Raw genomic sequence first — 20848 nt, forward strand, 5'->3', positions numbered from 1 at the left:
GGCATGGAGCCCACAGTTCAGGACGCCCCCGAGGCCAACCGCTACGAGATCCGCGACGGTGACCAGCTGCTCGGCCACGCCGACTACGAGCGCCGCGGCGACACCGTCGTGTTCACCCACACCGAGGTCGACCAGGACACCGGGCGCAAGGGCCTGGGCAGCACGCTGGTCCAGGCGGCACTGGACGACGTCCGGGCGAGGGGCGGCTCCGTCGTCCCGCAGTGCTCGTTCGTGCGCGGCTGGATCGACAAGCACGAGGAGTACCAGGACCTCGTCCAGCAGCGCTGAGCACGGCCCCTCTGCACGACGGGACCGTGCAGAGGGGCCCTCCTTCAGAGGACCTGGTGGCCGTACATCTCCCCGAGCGGATCGGCGATGAGCTCGATGCGGGCGCCGTCGGGGTCGCGGAAGTACACCGAGACGCCGCTGTGCACCTCGTGCTCGACGCCCGCCTCGGTGAGCCGCTCGACCAGCTTCTCCCAGCGCTCGGGGTCGACGCTGATGGCCATGTGGTGCAGGCCGCCGAGCACCTCGGCGTACGGGCCGACGTCCAGGCCCGGGAAGTCGAAGAAGGCCAGCAGGTTGCCGTTGCCGATGTCGAAGAAGAAGTGCGAGGAGCCCGGGTAGTCGCGGTTCTCGATCAGCTCGGTCAGCGGGAAGCCGAGGACGTCCTGGTAGAAGCGGACGGTCCGCTCGACGTCGGAGCTGATCAGCGCCGTGTGGTGCAGTCCGCGCGCGGTCGAGGCGGGGCGCTCCCCGGAGGGCCTGAGGTGGACGTCGCGGATGCGGGCGCGCTCCTGCTCGAGCGCGGTCACGTCGCGGGTGTTCTCGGTGGTGCTCACGCGCTGATCCTCCAGGGTCGGGCCGTCTGCCGGACGCAACCGCGACGCGGGGCATCTGCTTCCCACCCCTCACCGATGCCCGCCCCGAGCGGGCGGGGGGTCACGATCGGGGGGCCCTGGTGATGCGCGGACCGTCATGCCGGAAAGTGGAGGCGTGATCGAACTGCGCACACCTGGCGAGCTGGACGCGATGCGGGCGGCCGGGGCGGTGGTCGCGGACATGCACGCGGCCGTGCGCGCGGCGGCGGCGCCGGGAGTCCGGCTCACCGCACTGGACGCCATCGCCCGGGACGTCCTGGCCGACGCGGGAGCCACCTCGCCCTTCCTCGGCTACGCCCCGCTGGCCACCACGCCGCCGTTCCCGGGCGTGCTGTGCCTGTCGGTCAACGACGTCGCGCTGCACGGCATCCCGACCCCCTACGAGTTGGAGGACGGCGACCTGCTCAGCGTCGACGCGGGAGCCACGCTCGACGGGTGGGTCGGGGACGCGGCGATGACCTACCCCGTCGGCACGCCGCGCGCCGCGGACCTCCGGCTGGTCGAGACCACCGAGCAGGCGCTCGCCGCCGGCATCGCCGCGGCCGTCGTCGGCAACCGGGTGGGTGACATCTCCGCGGCCGTCGGCGCGGTCGGCCGGGCCGGCGGCTGCGGGATCAACACCGACCAGGGTGGCCACGGCGTGGGCCGGACCATGCACGAGGCGCCGTCCGTGCCCAACGAGGGCCGTCCGGGGCGGGGTCTGCCGCTGCGGCCGGGGCTGGTGATCGCCATCGAGCCGTGGTTCCTGGCCGGCGGGAGCGACGACTACCGGGTCGACGCCGACGGCTGGACCCTGCGCTCCGCCGACGGCAGCCGCGCCGCCCACGTCGAGCACACCGTCGCCGTCACCGCGGACGGCCCCAGGATCCTGACCGCGCCACGCTGACCGGCCTCGCCGGAGGGTCGCCGTCCTCGCGCTGCAGCACGAGGACGGCGGTCGCGCAGTGGGGATGGCGCTCGCCGGTCACCGCACTGCGCTGATCAGCCGACCTCGAGCCGAGCCCACAGCTCCTCTGCGATCGTCTGATACCGACCGGCCGGACCGGCGGTGTCGTCGTCGAACCAGTGGACGAACTCCTCGTGCACGATCCGCCGGACGTCCTCGACCGTCTCGACGTCCCGCAGCCGCGGCACGATCGAGCCGGCTTCGGGTGAGTACTCGTCGCGGTTGCCGCCGACCGCGATGCCGATCGGGTCGTGCCGGTACAACAGGGCCTCGAGGTCGGCCACCAGCCGCAGGTGGTCGGCCATCAGCCGCGAGCTCGGGGCGAGCCTCCGACCGTGGCCAGAGCCTGCTCGAGATCGGAGATCAGATCTTCTATGTCCTCGATGCCGACCGAGAGGCGCACCAGGTCGCTCGGCACCTCCAGCGGGGAGCCGGCGGCGCTGGCGTGGGTCATCCGGTGCGGGTGCTCGATGAGCGACTCCACGCCGCCGAGCGACTCTGCGAGGGTGAACAGCCGCGTGCGCTCGCAGACCGCCAGCGCCGCGTCCTCGCCGTCCCGGAGGCGGAAGGAGATCATCCCGCCGAAGCCGGACATCTGCCGCGCCGCGGTCTCGTGCCCGGGGTGGTCCGGCAGGCCCGGGTAGAGCACGGCGGTGACGTCGGACCGGCCGGCGAGGAACTCCGCCACCCGCGCCGCGTTGGCGCAGTGCCGGTCCATCCGGACGCCGAGCGTCTTGAGGCTGCGCAGCACCAGCCACGAGTCGAACGGGCTCGCGACCGCCCCCATCGCGTTGTGGTTGTAGGCCAGCCGCTCGCCGAGACCGGCGTCCCGCGTGACCAGGGCGCCCCCGACGACGTCGGAGTGCCCGCCCAGGTACTTCGTCGTCGAGTGCACGACGACGTCCGCGCCCAGGGTGAGCGGCCGCTGCAGGTAGGGCGAGGCGAAGGTGTTGTCGACGACGAGCAGCGCACCGGCCTCGTGCGCGACGGCCGCGGTGCGCTCGATGTCGGTGATGTTGAGCAGCGGGTTGCTGGGCGTCTCGCACCAGACCACCCGCGTCGTCGGGCGGATGGCGGCGCGCAGCGCGTCGGCGTCGTCGAGGTCGACGGGGGTGTGCTCCAGGCCCCACTCCGACAGCACGCGCGAGATCAGCCGGAACGTCCCGCCGTAGGCGTCCCCGCCCAGGACGACGTGGTCGCCGGACCGGCAGACGGTGCGCAGCAGGGTGTCCTCCGCGGCGAGCCCGGACGCGAAGGCCAGCGCCGTGGTGCCCTCCTCCAGCGCGGCCAGCGCCTCGTGCAGCGCGTTCCTCGTCGGGTTGCCGCTGCGGCTGTACTCGTAGCCGCCGCGCAGCCCCCCGACGCCGTCCTGCTTGTAGGTGGTCGTGAGGTGCATCGGCGGGATCACCGCGCCGGTGGCCGGGTCGGGTTCCTGCCCGGCGTGGATCGCCCGCGTGCTGAAGCCCTGTTCCATGGCTCGACTCCGCCCTCGTTCCGCTCCTCGCTCGCTCTGTGACAGGTCGCCTCCGCGGTCGTTCCGCTCCTCGCTCGCTGGCGCTCGCTGCGATGCTCGCTCCCTGTCGGCTCCGTCGCTCGCTGCGATGCTCGCTCGGGCGTCGTGCTCGCGGCTCATGCCCCGACCGTATGCGGCAGACCGGCGAGGTGCCCCAGCACGTCCTGGCGGGTGACCACGCCGGCCGGCTTGCCGTCGACGTGGACGAGCAGCGCGTCGGCCGAGCCGAGCGCCGCGACCGCCTCGGTGACCGGCTCCCCGGAGCCGATGATCGGCAGGGGCGGGCTCATGTGCTTCTCCACCCGGTCGGCGAGGGTGGCCCGCCCGGCGAACAGGGCGTCGAGCAGGGTCTTCTCGTCCACCGACCCGATCACCTCACCGGCGGTCACCGGCGGCTCGGCCCGGACCACGGGCAGCTGGCTGACGCCGTACTCGCGGAGGATGTCGATCGCGTCGCGCACCGTCTCGTTGGGGTGGGTGTGCACCAGCGTCGGGGTCTCGCCGCCCTTGGTGTGCAGCAGCTCGCCGACGGTCTCGCCCACCCCGGACTCGACGAAGCCGTAGTCGGCCATCCAGGTGTCGCTGAAGATCTTGCCCAGGTAGCCGCGGCCGCCGTCGGGCAGCAGCACCACCATGACGTCGTCCTTGGTGAGCGTCTCGGCGGCCCGCACCGCGGCGGCCACGGCCATGCCGCAGGAGCCGCCGACCAGCAGCCCCTCCTCGCGGGCCAGGCGGCGGGTCATGGCGAAGGAGTCGCCGTCGGAGACGGCGATGACCTCGTCGGCGATCTGCGGGTCGTAGGTGGACGGCCAGAAGTCCTCGCCCACGCCCTCGACGAGGTAGGGACGCCCCGTGCCACCCGAGTAGACCGAGCCCTCCGGGTCGGCGCCGATGATCCGGACCGTCCCGCCGGAGGCCTCCTTGAGGTAGCGGCCGGTGCCGCTGATCGTGCCGCCGGTGCCCATCCCGGTGACGAAGTGGGTGATCCGGCCCTCGGTCTGCGCCCAGATCTCCGGGCCGGTGGTCTCGTAGTGGCTCTGCGGGTTGGCCGGGTTGGAGTACTGGTCGGGCTTCCAGCCGCCGGGCGTCTCCCGGGCCAGCCGGTCGGACACCGAGTAGTAGCTGCGCGGATCCGCCGGGTCGACGGCGGTGGGGCAGACGACGACGTCGGCGCCGTAGGCCTTCAGCACGTTGATCTTGTCCTGGCTGACCTTGTCCGGGCAGATGAAGATGCACCGGTAGCCGCGCTGCTGGGCCACCAGGGCCAGGCCCACGCCCGTGTTGCCGCTGGTGGGTTCCACGATGGTCCCGCCGGGCTGCAGCGCGCCGCTGGCCTCCGCGGCGTCCACCATGCGCACGGCGATGCGGTCCTTCACCGACCCGCCCGGGTTGAAGTACTCGACCTTGGCCAGCACCAGCGGTGCGTCCGGCCCGAGGTGCCGGGTCACCGAGGTCAGCCGCACCAGCGGGGTGTTGCCGACCAGATCGATGACGTTCTCGGCGTACTGCACAGCGGCCTCCTCGCCAGGGCGCCGACCACCGGCGCCCTGCGGCGACCATTCCACCAGAGCGCTCCGTGGCCGGGCGGTGGCCGCCGTCCCGCCCCAGGGGCGAGGATGCGGGCATGACCTCTCCGGTGGGCACCCGCACGCTCGGCTCGACCGGGCCGGCCGTCTCCGCTCTCGGTCTCGGCTGCATGGGCATGAGCCAGATGTACGGCGCGGCCGACCGGCAGGAGTCGATCGCCACCATCCACCGCGCCCTGGACCTCGGCGTCACCTTCCTCGACACGTCCGACGTCTACGGGGAGGGGCACAACGAGGAACTGGTCGGCGAGGCGATCGCCGGCCGGCGGGACGAGGTGCAGCTGGCCACCAAGTTCTCCCTGCGGCACCGCCCCGGCGGCGGCATGACCATCGACGGCCGCCCGGAGAACGTCCGCGCCTGCGCCGAGGCGAGCCTGCGCCGGCTGGGCGTCGACGTCGTCGACCTCTACTACCAGCACCGGGTCGACCCGACAGTCCCGATCGAGGACACCGTGGGGGCGATGGCCGAGCTCGTGCAGCAGGGGAAGGTGCGCCACCTCGGCCTGTCCGAGGCCAGCGCCACCTCGATCCGGCGGGCGGTCGCGGTGCACCCGATCGCCGCCCTGCAGAGCGAGTGGTCGCTGTGGACCCGGGACCTGGAAGTGGCCGGGGGCGGTGGGGCGGGTGGAGACACCGTGCTGGGGGTGGCCCGCGAGCACGGCATCGGCATCGTGCCGTTCAGCCCGCTCGGCCGCGGCTTCCTCACCGGCGCCCTCACCAGCCCGGCCGACTTCGCCGAGGGCGACTGGCGGCGCACCCACCCGCGGTTCACCGGCGAGGCGTTCGCGGCCAACCTCCGGCTCGTGGACGCGGTCCGCGACCTGGCGGCGGAGAAGGGCGCGACGCCCGGCCAGCTCGCCCTGGCCTGGGTGCTCGCCCAGGGCCAGGACGTCGTCCCGATCCCCGGCACCAAGCGCCGGGCGTACCTGGAGGAGAACGTCGCCGCCCTGGACGTGGAGCTGACCGCCGACGACCTCGCCCGGCTCGACGCGCTCGCACCACCCGGCGTGGCGGTCGGCGGCCGGTACGCCGACAGCGGCTACGCCTACGGCGACAGCCCGGAGAAGGGCGCATGACCGCCGACCGCCTGCTGGTCGCGGTGTTCGCCTCGCCGGTGTCGGAGGTGCTGCTGCGGTGGGGCGCCGAACTGGGCTTCCGGACCGCGCTGGTCGAGCCGGACCCCGAGCGCGTTCCCGCGGGAACGCCCGACCTGCGCGTGCTCGCCTTCGCGGAGCTGGACGACGAGCTGGCCGCGGGCACGGCCGACGTCGTCGTCACCGACCACCACCGGGACGAGCTGGGCGAGCTGCTCCGCGACGCCCTGGCCCGGCCGGCCCGCTGGATCGGTGTCATGGGCAACCCGCGGCACGAGGGGCCGCACGTCGCCGCGCTCACGAGGCTCGGCGTGCCGCCGGAGGACATCGCACGGGTGCACCGGCCGATCGGGCTCGACATCGGCTCCCGGCAGCCCGCGGAGATCGCCCTCTCCACGCTGGCCGGGCTGCTCGCCGACCGCAACGGCCGGGCCGGCGGCGTCGCCCACGGGAGCTGACGGTCTCGTCGTGGACGTCCTGCTCGGCGCCGACCTCGGCACCTCCGGCCTCAAACTGGTGGCCCTGGACCCGGCGGGCACGGTGGTGGCCGAGGCCGAGAGCGGCTACGCGTACGACAAGCCGTCGCCGGGGTGGGCGCAGATCGACGTCCTGGCCTGGCGGACGGCCCTGGACTCGGCGCTCACCGCGATCGCTCCGCGGCTCGGCGCCGCACGGGTGCGCGGCCTCGGGTTCTCCGGGCAGATGCACGGCGCCGTCCTCGTGGGGGACGACGGCGCTCCGCTGCGGCCCGCCCTGCTGTGGCCCGACCGGCGGGCCACTGCGGAACTGGACAACTGGCGGATGCTGGGGCCCTGGGAGCGGGCCGCGCTCGCCAACCCGCTGGCGCCGGGCATGACCGGGCCGCTGCTCGCGTGGCTGGCCGTGCACGAGCCGGAGGTGCTCGGCCGCGCCGCAGCGGTGCTGCTGCCCAAGGATGCGCTGCGCGCGTCGCTGCTCCCGGGCGCGGCACCGGTCACCGACCGCAGCGACGCCTCGGCGACCCTGCTCTGGGACGTGGTCGCCGACGACTGGAGTGTCGCGGCGGTGCGGGCTGCCGGCATCGACGCGGGACTGCTGCCGGAGATCCGGCCCTCCGCCGAGGTGGTGGGCACCGCGCGGGTGCCGGTCGGGGAGGTGCCCGTGGTCGTCGGGGGAGCCGACACCCCGCTGGCGATGCTGACCGCGGGTGCGGTGGCCGGTGCGCAGGTCAACCTCGGCACCGGGGCCCAGTTGCTGCGCCCCCGGCGGGCACCGGTCCCGGACGCCGATCCGGTCGTGCACACCTATGCCGACACCGCGGACGGCTGGTACGCGATGGCGGCCCTGCAGAACGGCGGCTCCGCCTGGGAGTGGACCTGCGACGTCCTCGGGCTGTCCTTGGCGGAGTTCGTCGCCGCGGCGGCGTCGGTGCCGGCCGGCGCCGGGGGAGTGGCGTTCCGGCCCTTCCTCACCGGCGAGCGCGGCGGGGTGACCGGTCCCGACGACCGCGGTGGGTGGACGGGGCTGCAGGCCGGCACCACCCGCGCCGACCTGGCGCGGGCGGCGGCCGAGGGGGTCGTGTTCGCGATCCGGGCCGCGTTCGACCTGCTCGACCTCACCGACCGGGCGCCCGTCCTGCTCACCGGAGGGGCGACGCGGTCGGGTGTCCTCACGCAGCTGCTGGCCGACGCCCTCGGACGGCCGGTCCGGCCGCTCGGCCTTCGCAGCGCCTCGGCCGTCGGCGCAGCGCTCCTGGCGGGACGGGGCGTCGGCCTGGACGTCGACCCGGAACGCGACGCCGGACCGCTCGTGGAGCCCTGCGGCGACACCGCCCTCGAGGCGGCGTTCGCCCGCTGGTCGGCCGCCTGACGGGCCGGTTGCGTGCGCAGGCCGTCGGCGCCGCTGATCAGCCGGGCGGGACCGGCGGCACGGACTGCAGCGGGTTGACCGACTCGGGCAGCCGCACGTGCGCGAGAGCCGCGTCGTGCAGCGCGCCGTTCGTGGCGATGGCGTGCCCACCGGCCGGGCCCGGGGCGCCGGTGAGGTCGGTGAACCGGCCCCCGGCCTCCCGCACGATGATGTCCAGCGCCGCGAGGTCCCAGACCGACACCTCGGGTTCGCAGGCGATGTCGACGGCGCCCTCGGCCAGCAGGCAGTAGCTCCAGAAGTCGCCGTAGGCCCGCGTCCGCCAGACCGAGCGGGTCAGGTCGAGGAAGCCGTCGAGGATGCCCCGCTCCTCCCAGCCGGACAGGCTCGAGTAGGACAGGCTCGCGTCGCCGAGCTCGGTGACCTCGGAGACGGAGCAGCGCGTCGCGGTCTCCAGCCGGCGGCCGGTCCACGCGCCGACGTCCTTCGCCGCCCACCAGCGGCGGTTCAGCGCCGGAGCGGACACCAGGCCCACCACCGGCTCCTCGCCGTCGAACAGTGCGATGAGCGTGGCCCACACCGGCACGCCCCGGACGAAGTTCTTCGTCCCGTCGATGGGGTCGAGCACCCAGCGCCGGGGTCCGTGGCCGGTCGTGCCGAACTCCTCGCCCATCACCGCGTCCCGGGTGCGGGCGCGGCTGAGGGTGATCCGGAGCATCTCCTCGACCGCGCGGTCGGCGTCGGTCACCGGGGTCAGGTCCGGCTTGGTGTCGACGACCAGGTCCTGGGCCCTGAACCGGTCCAGGCTGATCGAGTCGGCCTGGTCGGCCAGCACGTGTGCCAGCCGCATGTCCTCCGCAAAGCCCCGAACCGACGTCATGGGCACCGAACCTAGCCGGGGATCAGTCGAAGACCGCTGAACTGACCCCGCTCGGCCCCTCGTACTCCCGGTCCTCGATCTTCTGGAGGGCCTGGACCACCTCGTCGTTCCCGCCCTGCTGCTGGGCGTGCCGGACGATGTCGTCCTTGCTCGCCGGGTAGTCCATGCCGGAGAGGGCCTTCTGGATGTCGATCGGGCTCACCATGCTGCTGGGCCTACCCAGGACCCGCGCAGCGATGCGTCGATACCGTCGGGGAGTGGACGCCGCGACGATCGCCGGGCTGCTCGCCGACCCGGCCCGGCTGAAGGTCGTGGCCGCCCTCGCGCTCGGTGCCGGGACGATCGAGGAGGTGGCCGCCGCGTCCGGGCTCCCGCTCAGGGACGTCGCCCTGGCCGCCCGCCGGCTGGCCCGTGGCGGCCTCGTCCACCGGGACGGGCACGCCCTCGCCCTGCGCACCGAGCGGTTCGGCGCCGCCGCGCGGGCGGCGGCGGAGTCCGCGCCGCCCCCGGAGCGCCTGTCGTCGGACCCGGCCGAGAACGCGGTGCTCAGCACCTTCGTCCGCGACAGCCGGCTGGTCTCGATCCCCGCCCAGCGCAGCAAGCGCCTGGTCGTGCTGGAGCACCTCGCGCGGGTGTTCGAGCCCGGGGTCCGCTATCCCGAGCGGGAGGTGAACGCGCTGCTCGCCGCCTGGCACCCCGACGTGGCCGCGCTGCGCCGCTACCTGGTGGACGAGGGGCTGCTGACGCGGGAGGCGGGCGTCTACTGGCGCAGCGGCGGCTACGTGGACGTCTGAGTCGGCTCGTCGACGTGTCGACACGTCGACGAATCGGTTCGACGACCGGGCGCGGAGGTCCGCACACTGCCGGGATGGCCCTGACCCCGTCCGCCGACTCCTTCGCCGCCCTGGCCCGCTCGTCGCCCTGGCGCTGGTCGACGCTGCGGTTCACCGTGCGCTGGACCGGCCCGCACCCGCCCTCCCGAGGGCCGGTGCGCGCCTGGCTGCGCCGCCCGGACGTGCTCCGCGTCGAGTCCGCCGAGGGCGGCCTCCTGCAGGTCGTCCGCGAGCGGGGTGCGGTGTGGCCGCGACCCCGGCCCCGGCTGCGCCCCGACGGACTGGTGGAGGACAGGCGCGAGTCCTGGGACCACTCGCTCGACGACCCGATGTTCCAGAACTACCACTGGGTCGCGATGCTCGATCCGGCCGAGCTGGCCGACGGGCGCGACCAGGACACCGGCGCGCTGGTCCCCGCGCTGGACGTCGACGACGTCGGCGAGGTCGGGCACGGCGGCCGCCCGGCGTGGGAGGCGGTCGTCCGGGCCCGGCCCGGCTACGAGCCGCGGTGCGGCTGCTGTTCGCTGCTGCGGACGCCGGAGGTGGATGCGGCGGAGTCGCTGCCGCAGGGGCTGCTCGATGCGTATCCCGAGGCCTACCGCGTGCGGCTGGACCGGCAGACCGGCGTCTGCGTGCTCCTCGAGGCGATCGGGGCGCCGGTGCCGGTGGCCGGGCACGACCTGCGGATCGAGGCGGTCGACGAGCCGATGCCCGACGAGCTGTTCACCGGGTGACGTACTGGAGCGGCCCCCTTGCAGCGGCCCGGCGCGAGCTTGCGAGTGCCGGGGGGTAAGGGGGTCCTTCTAATAGCCCGGGCCGACCTGGCCGACGGCGCCCAGCAGGACCCGCAGGGCGGCCAGCTGCTCCTGCCGGGCCGGGGGGCCGGCCGCCGCCCAGGCGTCGAGGGCGCAGCCGGGGTCCTCGGCCGTGTGCCCGCAGGCGGGCGGGCAGTCCACCGCCGCCTCGGCGATCTCGTCGAAGGCGGCCAGGACGTCGTCGGCGGTGACGTGCGCCAGGCCGAACGACCGGATGCCCGGGGTGTCGATGACGGTGCCGCCGCCCGGCAGGTCGAACAGCACCGCCGAGGACGACGTGTGCCGGCCCTTGCCGATCTTGCTGACGTCCCCGGTGGCGCGCAGGGCATCGGGCACGAGGCGGTTCACCAGGGTCGACTTGCCCACACCGGACTGCCCGACGAACACGCTCATCCGGTCGCGGATGCGGTCCACCAGCGGGTCGAGCGTGGTCTCCCGGCTCATGTGCACCGCGGCCAGCCCGAGGCCGGCGTACCGGTCGAGCAGCGGCTGCGGGCTGCCCAGGTCGGTCTTCGTCAGGCAGAGCAGCGGCTCGAGGCCACCGGCGTAGGCCGCGACCAGGCACCGGTCGAGGAAGCCGAGCGCCGGCTCGGGGTCGACGACGGCGGTCACGATCACCAGCAGGTCGGCGTTGGCCACCACGATCCGTTCCGTGGGATCGGTGTCGTCGGCCGTGCGGCGCAGCGAGGTGGCCCGTTCCTCGATGGCCACGATGCGGGCCAGGCTGTCGGTGCGGCCGCTGGTGTCGCCGACCACCCGGACGCGGTCCCCGACGACGACGCCGTGCTTGCCCAGCTCGCGGGCGCGCATCGTGGTCACGTCGACGGAGCCGTCGGGCCCGTCCACCCGCACGGTCATCCGGCCGCGGTCGACGGCGACGACCAGCCCGGGGACGGCGTCGGCGTGCACCGGCCGCGTGCGGGTCCGGGGGCGCGAGCCACGCCGGCTGGGCCGGACCCGGATGTCGTCCTCGTCCGAGCGGCTGTCGTGCCGCCGCCCGCTCAGCGGACGACTCCGGCAGGAGCACCCAGCAGCGCCGACCAGCGGTCGATGAAGTCGGGCAGCGTCTTGGTGACGGCGTCGGCACCGGTCACCCGGATGCCGTCGGCGGCCAGCCCGAGGACGGCGGCGGCGTGCACCATCCGGTGGTCGGCGTAGGAGTCCACCGTGGCGGCGCGCAGCGGGCCGGGCTCGATCACCAGGCCGTCGGGCAGCTGCTCGACCCGGGCGCCGACGGCGGTCAGCACCTCGTCGAGGGCCTGCAGCCGGTCGGTCTCGTGACCGCGCAGGTGCCCGATGCCGGTGAGCCGCGACGGGCCGTCGGCGAGCGCGCAGAGGGCGGCGAGCACTGGCGTCAGCTCGCCCACCTCGCCGAGGTCGGCCACCAGGGGGCGGATGCCGCCGGCGCCGGTGACCTGGAGTCCGTCGGGCGTGCGGGTGACCGCGGCGCCCATCTGCGTGAGCAGCCGGTCGAGCTGGGCGCCGGGTTGGGTGGTCAGCTCCGGCCAGTCGCGCACCGTCACCTGCCCCCCGGTGACCAGGGCGGCGGCGAGGAAGGGGGCGGCGTTGGAGAGGTCGGGTTCGACGACGACGTCGCGGGCGGCGATCGGTCCCGGGGAGACCCGCCAGCCCCGTTCCGTCGCCGTCACGTCCACGCCGTGCGCGCGCAACGTGGTGACGGTCATGTCCACGTGCGGCATCGACGGGACCTTGCCGGCCAGCGACAGGTCCAGACCGTCGTCGAAGCGGGCCGCGGCGAGCAGGAGCCCGGACACCACCTGGCTGGACTCGCTGGCGTCGACGGTGACCGCCCCGCCGCGCACCCGCCCGGTCCCGTGCACGGTGAAGGGGGCCCGCCCGCGGCCGCCGTCGTCGATCCGCACACCCGCGCCGCGCAGCCCGGCGATCAGCCCGGCGTTGGGGCGGTCGCGCAGCCGCGCGTCGCCGTCCAGGCGCACGTCGCCGTCGGCGAGCGCGGCCACCGGCGGCAGGAAACGCAGCACCGTGCCGGCGAGGCCGGCGTCGACCTCCGCCGGCCCGCGGAGCGGGCCGGGGACGACCAGCTGGTCGTCCCCGGCGTCGGCGATCTGCACCCCCAGCGCCCGGAGTCCCGCCGCCATCAGGTCGGTGTCGCGGGCGCGCAGCGGCCGGACCAGCCGGCTCGGCCCGTCGGCGATCGCCGCCAGCACCAGCGCCCGCGCGGTGATCGACTTCGAACCGGGGAGGCTGACGACGGCGTCCACGGGCGCCGGGCGGTGCGGCGTCGTCCAGACCGGTGGCATGGCTACATCCTGCCGGTTCGGAACGGTGCTGGAACGGCCCCCTCGCAGGGGCCCGCCGCGAGCGTGCGAGCGGTGGGGGGCGAGGGGGTCCTTTTTCAGCCGCCCGCCGGCTTCGACGCCTTCTTGGCGGGGAGCACCCGCACCAGGCGGCGGTTGGCGAACTCGAACATGCCCAGCTCGGACAGTTCGCGGCCGTAGCCCGAGCGCTTCACGCCACCGAAGGGCAGCTCCGGCGAAGATCCGGACGGCTGGTTGACCCAGACCATGCCCGATTCCAGGCGGTCGGCCACGGCCTTCGCCCGGTCGAGGTCGCCGCTGTAGACGACGGCGGACAGCCCGTAGTCGCTGTCGTTCGCCAGCGCGATCGCCTCGTCCTCGTCCTTGACGCGGTAGACCACGGCGGCCGGACCGAACAGCTCCTCGCGGTAGGCCCGCATCTCCGGGGTCACGTCGGCCAGGAGGGTCGGCTCGACGAAGGCGCCCGGGAGGTCGGGGCGGCCGCCGCCGGCCAGCACCGTGGCGCCCTTGTCGATGGCGTCCTGGATCTGGGCGTGCAGGTCCTTCGCGGCCCGCTCGGAGGACACCGGACCCAGGGTCGTCGCGGGGTCGGCCGGGTCGCCGGGGGAGAAGGAGGAGAACGCCTGCTGCAGGCCGGCGACGAAGTCGTCGTAGATGTCGTCCTTCACGATGATCCGCTTGGCGGCGATGCAGGCCTGGCCGGTGTTGGCCATGCGCCCCATGGTCGCGGCCTTCACCGTGCGGCCGAGGTCCTCGGCGTCGAGCACGATGAACGGATCGCTGCCGCCGAGCTCCAGCACCGACTTCTTCAGGTGGCGCCCGGCGATCTCGGCCACGCTGGCGCCGGCCTTCTCGCTGCCGGTCAGGGTGACGCCCTGGACGCGACGATCGGCGATGACCTGCTCGACGTCGGCGATCCGGAGGAAGACGTTGGTGTACACGCCCTCGGGGGCACCGGCGTCCCGGAAGAGCCGCTCCAGGGCCAGCGCGCACTGCGGGTTGTTCTCGGCGTGCTTGAGCAGGATGGTGTTGCCCAGCACCAGGTTCGGGGCGGCGACGCGGACGACCTGGTAGAGCGGGTAGTTCCACGGCTCGATCGCCAGCAGCACGCCGACCGGCTCGTTGACGACGACGGCCTCGCCCTGCATCACGTCGATCGGCCGGGGCTCGAGGAAGCCGGGCCCCTTCTCCGCGTAGTACTGCAGGATGCTGGCGGCCAGCATGACCTCGCCCGCCGCCTCCTGGATCCGCTTGCCCATCTCCCGGGTGATGAGCGCGGCGAACTCGTCCTTGCGCTCGAGCATCAGCTCGGCGGCCTTCGCCACCACGGCGGCCCGCTCCTCGACCGACCGGCGGCGCCAGGCGCCGAACGCGTCGTGCGCTCCCGCGATCACGCCCTCGATCTCACCGGTCTCGAGGAAGGGGAACTCCTTCTCGGTCTCCCCGGTGTAGGGGTTGACCGTCGCGTAGGGCCGGGCCCCGGCGTCGCTGGCGGTCTTCGGGTGGTCGGCCGGGGGGTGCTGTGTCGTGGTCACGCGGGATCCTCGTCTCTGGGGAACGTTCGTCCGACACGAGGTCTACCCCCGTCGTGGACACGCACGCACGGCGGGTCGTCACCGGCCGCCCCTACAGTCGGGGGCCGGAGCCCGAGCAGGAGGAATCGCCGATGTGCGGTCGTTACGCGGCCAGCCGCAACCCCGACGACCTCGTCGTCGAGTTCGAGGCCGTCCGTGCCGAGGGGCAGCCACCGCTGCCCGCCGACTACAACGTCGCCCCCACCAAGGACGTCTACGTCGTCCGGCACAAGAAGGAGCGCGACGCCGAGGGGGCGCCCACCGGTGGTGGCCACCGGGAGCTCCGCGCCGTGCGCTGGGGACTGGTCCCGTCGTGGGCGAAGGACGTGTCGGTCGGCAACCGGTTGCTCAACGCCCGCGTCGAGTCGCTGACCGAGAAGCCGGCCTTCCGCAAGGCGGCCGCCTCCCGCCGGTGCCTGGTGCCGGCCGACGGCTGGTACGAGTGGGCGAAGCGGCTGGACTCGCCGGCCAAGCAGCCCTACTTCGTCACCCCGCGCGACGGCTCGGTGCTCGCCTTCGCCGGGCTGTGGGAGGTCTGGGGCCGCGGTGAGGACCGGCTCTACACCTGCACGGTCGTCACCGCCCCCGCCGTCGGCGAGCTGACCGAGATCCACGAGCGCATGCCGCTGGTCCTGCCGCGCGACCGCTGGGCCGACTGGCTCGACCCGGCGCGGCAGGACGTCGGCGAGCTCGTGGCGCCGACGCCGCCCGAGCTGGTCGAGGCCCTGGAGCTTCGCCCGGTGAGCACCGCGGTCAACAACGTCGCCAACAACGGCCGCGAGCTGGTGGCCCGCGAGGAGTCGGTCAGCGCCCCCGCCGACCAGGCGGCCCTGTTCTGACGGTGAGCAGCCCTGCACCCCTCCCGCCCTCGGAACCGCTGCCCCGGTGGGTGGCCGCCGCCGTCACCTTCCTCTCCTCCGGCGCGGTGCTGGTTCTGGAGATCGTCGGGCTCCGGTTGATCGCGCCCTACGTCGGGGTCACGCTGCAGACCAGCACCGCGATCATCGGCTTCGCCCTCGCCGCGATCGCGATCGGCGCCTGGACCGGGGGCGCCACGGCCGACCGGACCGACCCGCGCCGGCTGCTGGCGCCGCTGATGGTCGCCGGTGGCGCCCTGGTGGCCGCCGTCCTGCCGCTCGTGCGGTTCACCGGTGAGGCGCTCAGCGGCGCCGACGCCGGCGGGGTGCTGCTGCTGGCCGCGGTCGCCGTCGTGGTGCCCGCGGCGCTGCTGTCGGCCGTCCCCCCGATGGTGGTGAAGCTGCAGCTGGCCAGTCTCGCCGAGACCGGGTCGGTCGTGGGCCGGCTCTCGGGCATCGGCACCCTGGGCGCGATCGCGGCGACCTTCGCCACCGGCTTCCTGCTCATCGCCGTCCTGCCCAGCAGCGTCATCCTGGTCGGCACCGGGGCGGTGACCGTCGCGGTGGGGCTCGCCCTCGGCGTCCTGCTCCGCCGCCGCACGCCCTCGGCCGGCCGGGTGCCGCCGGCGCTGCTGCTGCTCGCCGTGGCCGGCCTCGGCCTGGCCGCGGTCGCGCCGACGCCCTGCGAGGAGGAGACGGCCTACCACTGCGCCCGCGTCGTCGCCGATCCCGAGCGGGAGACGGGGCGGGCGCTGCTGCTGGACACCCTCCGCCACTCCTACGTCGACCTCGCCGACCCCACCTACCTGGAGTTCGAGTACGTCCGGGCGATCGCCGCGGTCACCGACGCGCTGGCGCCGGACGGCGAGCCGCTGTCGGCCCTGCACATCGGCGGCGGTGGCCTGACCCTGCCGCGCTACCTGGCCGCCGAGCGGCCCGGGACCGAGAGCCTGGTCGTGGAGGTCGATCCCGGGGTCGTGGCCATCGACCGGGAGCAGCTCGCGCTGGAGACGACCGAGGACCTGCGGGTGCGGGTGGCCGACGGGCGGGTGGCGCTGGCCGCGGAGGCGCCGGGGGAGCGGGACCTCGTCGTCGGCGACGCGTTCGGCGGTCTGTCGGTGCCGTGGCAGCTCACCACGCGGGAGGCGGTCGAGCTGGTCGACCGGGCGCTGGCCGACGACGGCGTCTACGCGATCAACCTGATCGACCACCCGCCGCTGGGCTTCGTCCGGGCGGAGCTGGCCACCCTGCGGGCGGTGTTCCCGCACGTGGCGCTGCTGGCGCGCATCCCGGTGCTGGCCGGCGAGGACGGCGGGAACGTCGTCGCCGTCGCCTCGCGCTCACCGATCCCCACCGACGAGATCGCCGCCGCGCTGAGCGACCGCGACCTGGTGTGGCAGGTGGCGCAGGGCGCCGAGCTGGACCGCTTCGTCGGGGACGCCGACGTGCTCACCGACGACTTCGCGCCGGTCGACCAGCTGCTCACCCCGTACGGCTGAGCCACCTCCCCGGCGGGCTCCCCACGATCATGGGGCCGTGGCCACGATCCGGGCGCGCCGGGTGGTCACGGCCGGCGTGATCGTCCCGTCGGGAGGATCAGCGGGCGATGGGGGCGGTCCGGGCCTTCGTCAGCCGCACCAGGTCGGCGGGGGGCAGCTCGACCTGCAGTCCGCGCCGGCCCGCGCTGACCATGACGGTCGGGAAGCCGAGCGCCGATTCGTCGACCACCGTCGGGAGCGACTTCTTCTGGCCCAGCGGGCTGATCCCGCCCAGCACGTACCCGGTGGCCCGTTCGGCGTCGGCGGGCTCGGCCATCGCGGCCTTCCGGCCACCGGCGGCCGCGGCCAGCGCCTTGAGGTCCAGGCTGCCCGCCACCGGGACGACGGCGACGGTCAGCGTGCCGTCCACGCGGGCGACGAGGGTCTTGAAGACCTGGTGCGGATCGGCTCCGAGCGCGGCGACCGCGGCCTCGCCGTGCCCCTGGTCGGAGGGGTGCTCCGGGTCGTAGGGGTGCAGCGTGTGCGCAGCCCCGTCCCGCTCGAGGACGCGCACCGCCGGAGTCGCCGCCACGGCGCAGGAGCGTAGCGAGCGTCTCGGCGATCCGGCCGGGACGGGGAATCGGCGCCCGTCCCGCTCGGTTGCACCGGCCGTGAGCAGCACCGTGTCCAGCACCCGCCCGAGGGTCGTGCGCCGGCGGCCCCCGGGCCGTCCCGACGTCGCGCGGCTAGGATCGACCGATGCGGCGCCCCGCATCCGGGGGCCCCAGAGAGGACGGTCGGTGCCTGAGCAGACCGCAGATCAGACCCCCGAGGTGACCGGCCCGGTGGAGACGCCCGAGGCCCGGGCGGACGGCAGCCGGGCGGAGGTGGCCGAGACGCGTGCCGAGCGGGACGCCCGCTTCGAGCGCGACGCGCTGCCCTACCTCGACCAGCTGTACCCGGCGGCCCTGCGCATGACGCGCAACCCCGCCGACGCCGAGGACCTGGTCCAGGAGACCTTCGTGAAGGCCTACTCGGCCTTCCACCAGTTCGCCGAGGGCACCAACCTCAAGGCGTGGCTGTACCGGATCCTGACCAACACCTACATCAACAGCTACCGCAAGAAGCAGCGGCAGCCGCAGCAGTACCCCACCGAGCAGGTGCAGGACTGGCAGCTCTACGCCGCCGAGGAGCACACCTCCAGCGGGCTGCGCTCGGCCGAGATCGAGGCACTGGACCACCTGCCCGACAACGACATCAAGGAAGCGCTGCAGCAGCTCCCGGAGGACTTCCGGCTGGCGGTGTACCTCGCCGACGTCGAGGGCTTCGCCTACAAGGAGATCGCCGAGATCATGGGCACGCCGATCGGCACCGTGATGTCGCGGCTGCACCGTGGCCGCCGGGGGCTGCAGAAGCTGCTGGCCGACTACGCCCGCGAGCGCGGCTTCGTCCGCGCCGGAGCCGGTGAGGAGGCGAGCCGGTCATGACCGACGACGTCCATGGCCCCGCCGGGCAGGGACACGGCGAGCCGATCCGGATCCACTCCTGCGACGACGTCCTCTCCCACGTGTTCGAGTTCCTCGACCACGAGACCGGGGACGAGCGCCGCGCGGTGATCGCCGAGCACCTCGAGGACTGCTCCTCGTGCCTGCGCGAGTTCGGCATCGAGCAGGAGTTCAAGGCCCTCGTGCGGCGCCGCTGCGGCGGGGACGCCCCGCCCGCCGGCCTCCGCGAGCGGATCAAGGTCCAGCTGACGTCCGTCTCGTTCGAGGAGGACGGCACGCAGGTCACCGTCCAGCAGATCACCACCGAGCGGTCGGGCCCGGCCTAGACGAAGGACCCCGTCCACCTCTCACTCGCACGCTCGTGGCGGTGCCCTGGACGAGGCCGAACGACGAAGCGCCCCCACACTCGCAGTTGCGAGGTAGGGGCGCTTCGTCGTTCTCAGGCGTCCTGCACGGCCTGATTCCGCGGCCCGGTCCGCTCCTCGCTCGAAGCCGTACGCCGCCTCCGCGGTCGCTCCGCTCCTCGCTCGTTCCTCGCTGCGATGCTCGCTCCCTGTCGGCGGCGGCCTCGCTGCGATGCTCCCGGGCCTGTCATCAGGCGTTGGGGCGCTTGCCGTGGTTGGCCTTGCTCCCCTTGCGGGAGCGACGCTTGCGTCCGCGCTTGGACATCGCTGCCCTCCTCTCGCTACCGGTGTGGTCCGCAGACCCGTGTTCTCGCGGACCGGGGGTGATCGGGCACGTATCGTGCGCGGCGCCGCCTGAACCGCCAAGCTGACGAGGCAAGCCTCTCACGGGGCGCTCCGGCGGCACGCCGGACGGGGGATTGCCGAGGGGGCAGTGGTGGCGCAGTTGGAGATCGACAGCGTCCTCGTGGCGGGCCGGGGCCCGGCCGCCTGCGCGGTCGTGTCCGCCTGCACCCGGCTGGGGGTGAAGGCCGTCGCCGTGCACTCGGAGTCCGAGCGCTCCGCGCGGCACGTCCGGCTGGCTGACGACGCCGTGCTCCTCGGGCCCGCTCCCGCGAGCGAGTCCTACCTGGCGGTGGACCGCATCGTGGAGGCCGCGCGGCGCAGCGGCGTACGGGCCGTCCTGCCCGTGCCCCCGGCGCTCGCCGGCAACGCCCGGCTGGCCGCCGCGGTGGCCGCGGCCGGGCTGCTCTGGGTCGGCCCCGACCCGGACGTGCTCGAGCGCCTCGGTGGCGACGGGGTGGAACCGGCCAGCGAGCGCGGGCTGCTGGCGTGGGTCACCGCCGACGGGCTGCGGTTCGCCACCCCGGTGGCCCGGGACCGTGCGGCGGGCATCGCCCGGGTGTCGTGGACCCCGCAGGACTGGACCGCCGAGGGCGTGCTGGCGCTGGCGCCGACCGCGCGGCGGCTGGCCGAGGTGGGCTGGCGCGGCCTGGTGACGGTCGGGATCGCACCGCACGGCGAGCTCGCGGAGGTCGCGGCCGGGTTCTCCCTCGACATCGCCGTCCTGGAGCGTGCGCACGGCGTCGATGCCGTGGAACTCGCCCTGTCCAGCGCCGGTGGCGGGGAACGGGAGCCGGCGGGCAGGGACCCGCGGGCGGCGGTGGCCGCCCAGCTGCGGTCGACGCTGCCGCCCGGGACGGCCGGCCGCGTCACCGGCCGGCTGCCGGGCAGCGACGGCGGCCCCGACGCGGACGGGGTCGAACTGGTGGCGGTCAGCGGCTACGCGCCGGGGGACCGGCTGGACGGCTGGTACGACGCGTTGCTGGCCACGGTGAGCGCCGCCGGCCCGGACCCGCAGGCGGTCGCGGGCGCCCTGTCCGGCGTGCTGTCGGGGCTGCCGGACATGGGGCTGCCGCACGACGGTGCGGAGGTCTCGGCCGTCCTGGAGCGGCTCGCCGCCGGGAGCAGCGTCCCCGCTCCCTGACCGCCGTGCTTGGATGACTGCGCCGGGAGCGGCGCACGCTGACGAGGAGGCACGGTGGCGGTCGAGGAGATCCACGCGGAGATGGTCTCCAGCGTCTGGAAGGTCCTCGTGCAGCCGGGTGCGCCGGTCGCCGCGGGCGACACGCTGGTCATCCTGGAGTCCATGAAGATGGAGATCCCCGTCCTCACCGAACGCTCCGGCGTCGTGCAGGAGCTGCACGTCGTCGAGGGCGAGGTGCTGCAGGAGGGCGACCTCATCGCCACCGTCGCGGACGGCTGAGGAGACCCTCGGGCCGCGCTACAGGTCCAGCGCGTAGACCATGAGCTCGATGCCGGGCACCGGGCTCCAGTCCCGTTCCGGCAACCGCCGGAAGCCCAGCCGTTCGTAGAGGCGGTGGGCCGCGGTCATCTCCGGCCCGGTCGAGAGCACCATGCGGCGCTTGCCGGCCGCCCGGGCGAGGTCCGTGCAGGTCGTGACCAGCAGCTCGCCGAGGCCCCGGCCACGCTGCGACGGGTCGACGACGAGCATCCGGAAGGCGGCCTCGTCCTCGGACCGGGTCACCTCCCCGAAGTCACCGCTGAGGACCAGCGCGACGCTGCCGACCACGTGGTCGTCCCCGTCGCGCACCACCAGCAGGTCGGCGCGTGCCGCGCGGCCGGCCACGTCGGCGAGCTCGGCGGCGTAGTCGGGCGGGGCGAGGCCGCCGTCGGCGTAGACGCGCACGGTCAGCTCGGCGATGTCGCCGAACTCCTCCGGTCGGGCGGGCTGCACGGACAGGGAGGAGGCGCGCTGGACCACCCGGTCAGCGTAGTGAAAGGACCCTGTCCCTCTCCTCCCTCGCACGCTCGGCT

Annotated in this window: 25 protein-coding genes; 13 read left to right on the forward strand and 12 right to left on the reverse strand. The window is 74.5% G+C overall.

Annotated elements, in window-relative coordinates; genetic code table 11:
* Window positions 1-3: 3 nt before the first annotated feature.
* Window positions 4-288: a GNAT family N-acetyltransferase gene (locus BM142_RS07835; protein WP_092196230.1), complete on the forward strand. Its 285-nt coding sequence runs from the start codon at window positions 4-6 to the stop codon at window positions 286-288.
* A 44-nt stretch (window positions 289-332) separates the two neighbouring features.
* On the opposite strand, the gene BM142_RS07840 is transcribed toward BM142_RS07835, so the two are convergent.
* Window positions 333-842, reverse strand: coding sequence for a VOC family protein (locus BM142_RS07840; RefSeq protein ID WP_092196231.1), 510 nt, complete (start codon window positions 840-842; stop codon window positions 333-335).
* Between the two features lie 154 nt (window positions 843-996).
* Between BM142_RS07840 and map the strand changes: the two genes are divergently transcribed.
* The gene (gene map, locus BM142_RS07845; protein WP_092196232.1) at window positions 997-1767 is read left to right on the forward strand and encodes a type I methionyl aminopeptidase; all 771 of its coding nucleotides are present in this window, start codon (window positions 997-999) and stop codon (window positions 1765-1767) included.
* Window positions 1768-1862: 95 nt separating this feature from the next.
* On the opposite strand, the gene BM142_RS07850 is transcribed toward map, so the two are convergent.
* The 3 genes from BM142_RS07850 to BM142_RS07860 all read right to left on the reverse strand — a co-directional run bounded on the left by BM142_RS07850 (window position 1863) and on the right by BM142_RS07860 (window position 4851).
* Window positions 1863-2132: a hypothetical protein gene (locus BM142_RS07850; RefSeq protein ID WP_092196233.1), complete on the reverse strand. Its 270-nt coding sequence runs from the start codon at window positions 2130-2132 to the stop codon at window positions 1863-1865.
* Window positions 2132-3301: a cystathionine gamma-synthase gene (locus BM142_RS07855; RefSeq protein ID WP_092196234.1), complete on the reverse strand. Its 1170-nt coding sequence runs from the start codon at window positions 3299-3301 to the stop codon at window positions 2132-2134. The genes BM142_RS07850 and BM142_RS07855 overlap by 1 nt, the downstream gene beginning before the upstream one ends.
* Window positions 3302-3456: 155 nt before the next feature.
* A complete protein-coding gene (locus BM142_RS07860) occupies window positions 3457-4851 on the reverse strand; it encodes a cystathionine beta-synthase (protein WP_092196235.1) in 1395 nt (464 codons plus the stop codon).
* A gap of 113 nt (window positions 4852-4964) precedes the next feature.
* Here BM142_RS07860 and BM142_RS07865 point away from each other — a divergent pair, with 113 nt between their 5' ends.
* The 3 genes from BM142_RS07865 to BM142_RS07875 are packed head-to-tail and all read left to right on the forward strand — an operon-like array spanning window position 4965 to window position 7868.
* A complete protein-coding gene (locus tag BM142_RS07865) occupies window positions 4965-6002 on the forward strand; it encodes an aldo/keto reductase (RefSeq protein WP_092196236.1) in 1038 nt (345 codons plus the stop codon).
* Window positions 5999-6478: an XdhC family protein gene (locus BM142_RS07870; protein ID WP_092196237.1), complete on the forward strand. Its 480-nt coding sequence runs from the start codon at window positions 5999-6001 to the stop codon at window positions 6476-6478. Before BM142_RS07865 ends, BM142_RS07870 begins: the two co-directional genes overlap by 4 nt.
* Window positions 6479-6488: 10 nt before the next feature.
* Window positions 6489-7868: an FGGY family carbohydrate kinase gene (locus BM142_RS07875; protein ID WP_092196238.1), complete on the forward strand. Its 1380-nt coding sequence runs from the start codon at window positions 6489-6491 to the stop codon at window positions 7866-7868.
* Window positions 7869-7905: 37 nt separating this feature from the next.
* Here the strand turns inward: BM142_RS07875 and hisN are convergent, their stop codons facing one another.
* Both hisN and BM142_RS07885 read right to left on the reverse strand, forming a co-directional pair.
* Window positions 7906-8745, reverse strand: a complete 840-nt coding sequence (gene hisN, locus BM142_RS07880; protein WP_092196239.1) for a histidinol-phosphatase — start codon at window positions 8743-8745, stop codon at window positions 7906-7908.
* 22 nt (window positions 8746-8767) lie between these two features.
* Window positions 8768-8950, reverse strand: a complete 183-nt coding sequence (locus tag BM142_RS07885) for a DUF2795 domain-containing protein (RefSeq protein WP_092196240.1) — start codon at window positions 8948-8950, stop codon at window positions 8768-8770.
* Between the two features lie 52 nt (window positions 8951-9002).
* On the opposite strand from BM142_RS07885, the gene BM142_RS07890 reads away from it, so the two are divergent.
* Together BM142_RS07890 and BM142_RS07895 are read left to right on the forward strand one after the other, a co-directional pair.
* On the forward strand, window positions 9003-9539 hold the full coding sequence (locus BM142_RS07890) for a DUF2087 domain-containing protein (protein WP_092196241.1): 537 nt from the start codon (window positions 9003-9005) through the stop codon (window positions 9537-9539).
* A gap of 74 nt (window positions 9540-9613) precedes the next feature.
* Window positions 9614-10312 (forward strand): hypothetical protein, encoded by a 699-nt coding sequence (locus BM142_RS07895; RefSeq protein WP_092196242.1) that lies wholly within the window; start codon window positions 9614-9616, stop codon window positions 10310-10312.
* Between the two features lie 69 nt (window positions 10313-10381).
* Here the strand turns inward: BM142_RS07895 and rsgA are convergent, their stop codons facing one another.
* The 3 genes from rsgA to BM142_RS07910 all read right to left on the reverse strand — a co-directional run bounded on the left by rsgA (window position 10382) and on the right by BM142_RS07910 (window position 14228).
* On the reverse strand, window positions 10382-11302 hold the full coding sequence (gene rsgA, locus BM142_RS07900; protein ID WP_254790643.1) for a ribosome small subunit-dependent GTPase A: 921 nt from the start codon (window positions 11300-11302) through the stop codon (window positions 10382-10384).
* Between the two features lie 92 nt (window positions 11303-11394).
* Window positions 11395-12675 carry a 3-phosphoshikimate 1-carboxyvinyltransferase gene (gene aroA, locus BM142_RS07905; RefSeq protein WP_092196244.1) on the reverse strand — a complete coding sequence of 427 codons (1281 nt, stop codon included), beginning with the start codon at window positions 12673-12675 and terminating at the stop codon, window positions 11395-11397.
* Between the two features lie 95 nt (window positions 12676-12770).
* Entirely contained in the window at window positions 12771-14228 is a 1458-nt protein-coding gene (locus BM142_RS07910) for an NAD-dependent succinate-semialdehyde dehydrogenase (RefSeq protein ID WP_092196245.1), read from the reverse strand.
* 131 nt (window positions 14229-14359) lie between these two features.
* Between BM142_RS07910 and BM142_RS07915 the strand changes: the two genes are divergently transcribed.
* Both BM142_RS07915 and BM142_RS07920 read left to right on the forward strand, forming a co-directional pair.
* Window positions 14360-15106, forward strand: coding sequence for an SOS response-associated peptidase (locus tag BM142_RS07915; RefSeq protein ID WP_092196453.1), 747 nt, complete (start codon window positions 14360-14362; stop codon window positions 15104-15106).
* Between the two features lie 2 nt (window positions 15107-15108).
* On the forward strand, window positions 15109-16623 hold the full coding sequence (locus BM142_RS07920) for a fused MFS/spermidine synthase (RefSeq protein WP_092196246.1): 1515 nt from the start codon (window positions 15109-15111) through the stop codon (window positions 16621-16623).
* Window positions 16624-16720: 97 nt separating this feature from the next.
* Here the strand turns inward: BM142_RS07920 and ybaK are convergent, their stop codons facing one another.
* Window positions 16721-17194, reverse strand: coding sequence for a Cys-tRNA(Pro) deacylase (gene ybaK / locus BM142_RS07925; protein ID WP_092196454.1), 474 nt, complete (start codon window positions 17192-17194; stop codon window positions 16721-16723).
* Between the two features lie 208 nt (window positions 17195-17402).
* Between ybaK and BM142_RS07930 the strand changes: the two genes are divergently transcribed.
* Complete coding sequence (locus BM142_RS07930; RefSeq protein WP_092196247.1) at window positions 17403-18089, forward strand: sigma-70 family RNA polymerase sigma factor; 687 nt, start codon at window positions 17403-17405, stop codon at window positions 18087-18089.
* Window positions 18086-18433 carry a mycothiol system anti-sigma-R factor gene (gene rsrA, locus BM142_RS07935; protein WP_092196248.1) on the forward strand — a complete coding sequence of 116 codons (348 nt, stop codon included), beginning with the start codon at window positions 18086-18088 and terminating at the stop codon, window positions 18431-18433. Before BM142_RS07930 ends, rsrA begins: the two co-directional genes overlap by 4 nt.
* A gap of 268 nt (window positions 18434-18701) precedes the next feature.
* Here the strand turns inward: rsrA and BM142_RS25635 are convergent, their stop codons facing one another.
* Entirely contained in the window at window positions 18702-18776 is a 75-nt protein-coding gene (locus BM142_RS25635; RefSeq protein WP_099459150.1) for a 50S ribosomal protein bL37, read from the reverse strand.
* A 171-nt stretch (window positions 18777-18947) separates the two neighbouring features.
* Here BM142_RS25635 and BM142_RS07945 point away from each other — a divergent pair, with 171 nt between their 5' ends.
* Together BM142_RS07945 and BM142_RS07950 are read left to right on the forward strand one after the other, a co-directional pair.
* Window positions 18948-19997, forward strand: a complete 1050-nt coding sequence (locus BM142_RS07945) for a biotin carboxylase N-terminal domain-containing protein (RefSeq protein WP_092196455.1) — start codon at window positions 18948-18950, stop codon at window positions 19995-19997.
* 54 nt (window positions 19998-20051) lie between these two features.
* Window positions 20052-20276 (forward strand): biotin/lipoyl-binding carrier protein, encoded by a 225-nt coding sequence (locus BM142_RS07950; protein ID WP_092196250.1) that lies wholly within the window; start codon window positions 20052-20054, stop codon window positions 20274-20276.
* Window positions 20277-20294: 18 nt separating this feature from the next.
* On the opposite strand, the gene BM142_RS07955 is transcribed toward BM142_RS07950, so the two are convergent.
* Entirely contained in the window at window positions 20295-20795 is a 501-nt protein-coding gene (locus BM142_RS07955; protein ID WP_092196251.1) for a GNAT family N-acetyltransferase, read from the reverse strand.
* Between the last annotated feature and the right edge of the window lie 53 nt (window positions 20796-20848).

This window comes from Blastococcus tunisiensis (assembly GCF_900112815.1).
GTDB classification, from domain to species: domain Bacteria; phylum Actinomycetota; class Actinomycetes; order Mycobacteriales; family Geodermatophilaceae; genus Blastococcus_B; species Blastococcus_B tunisiensis.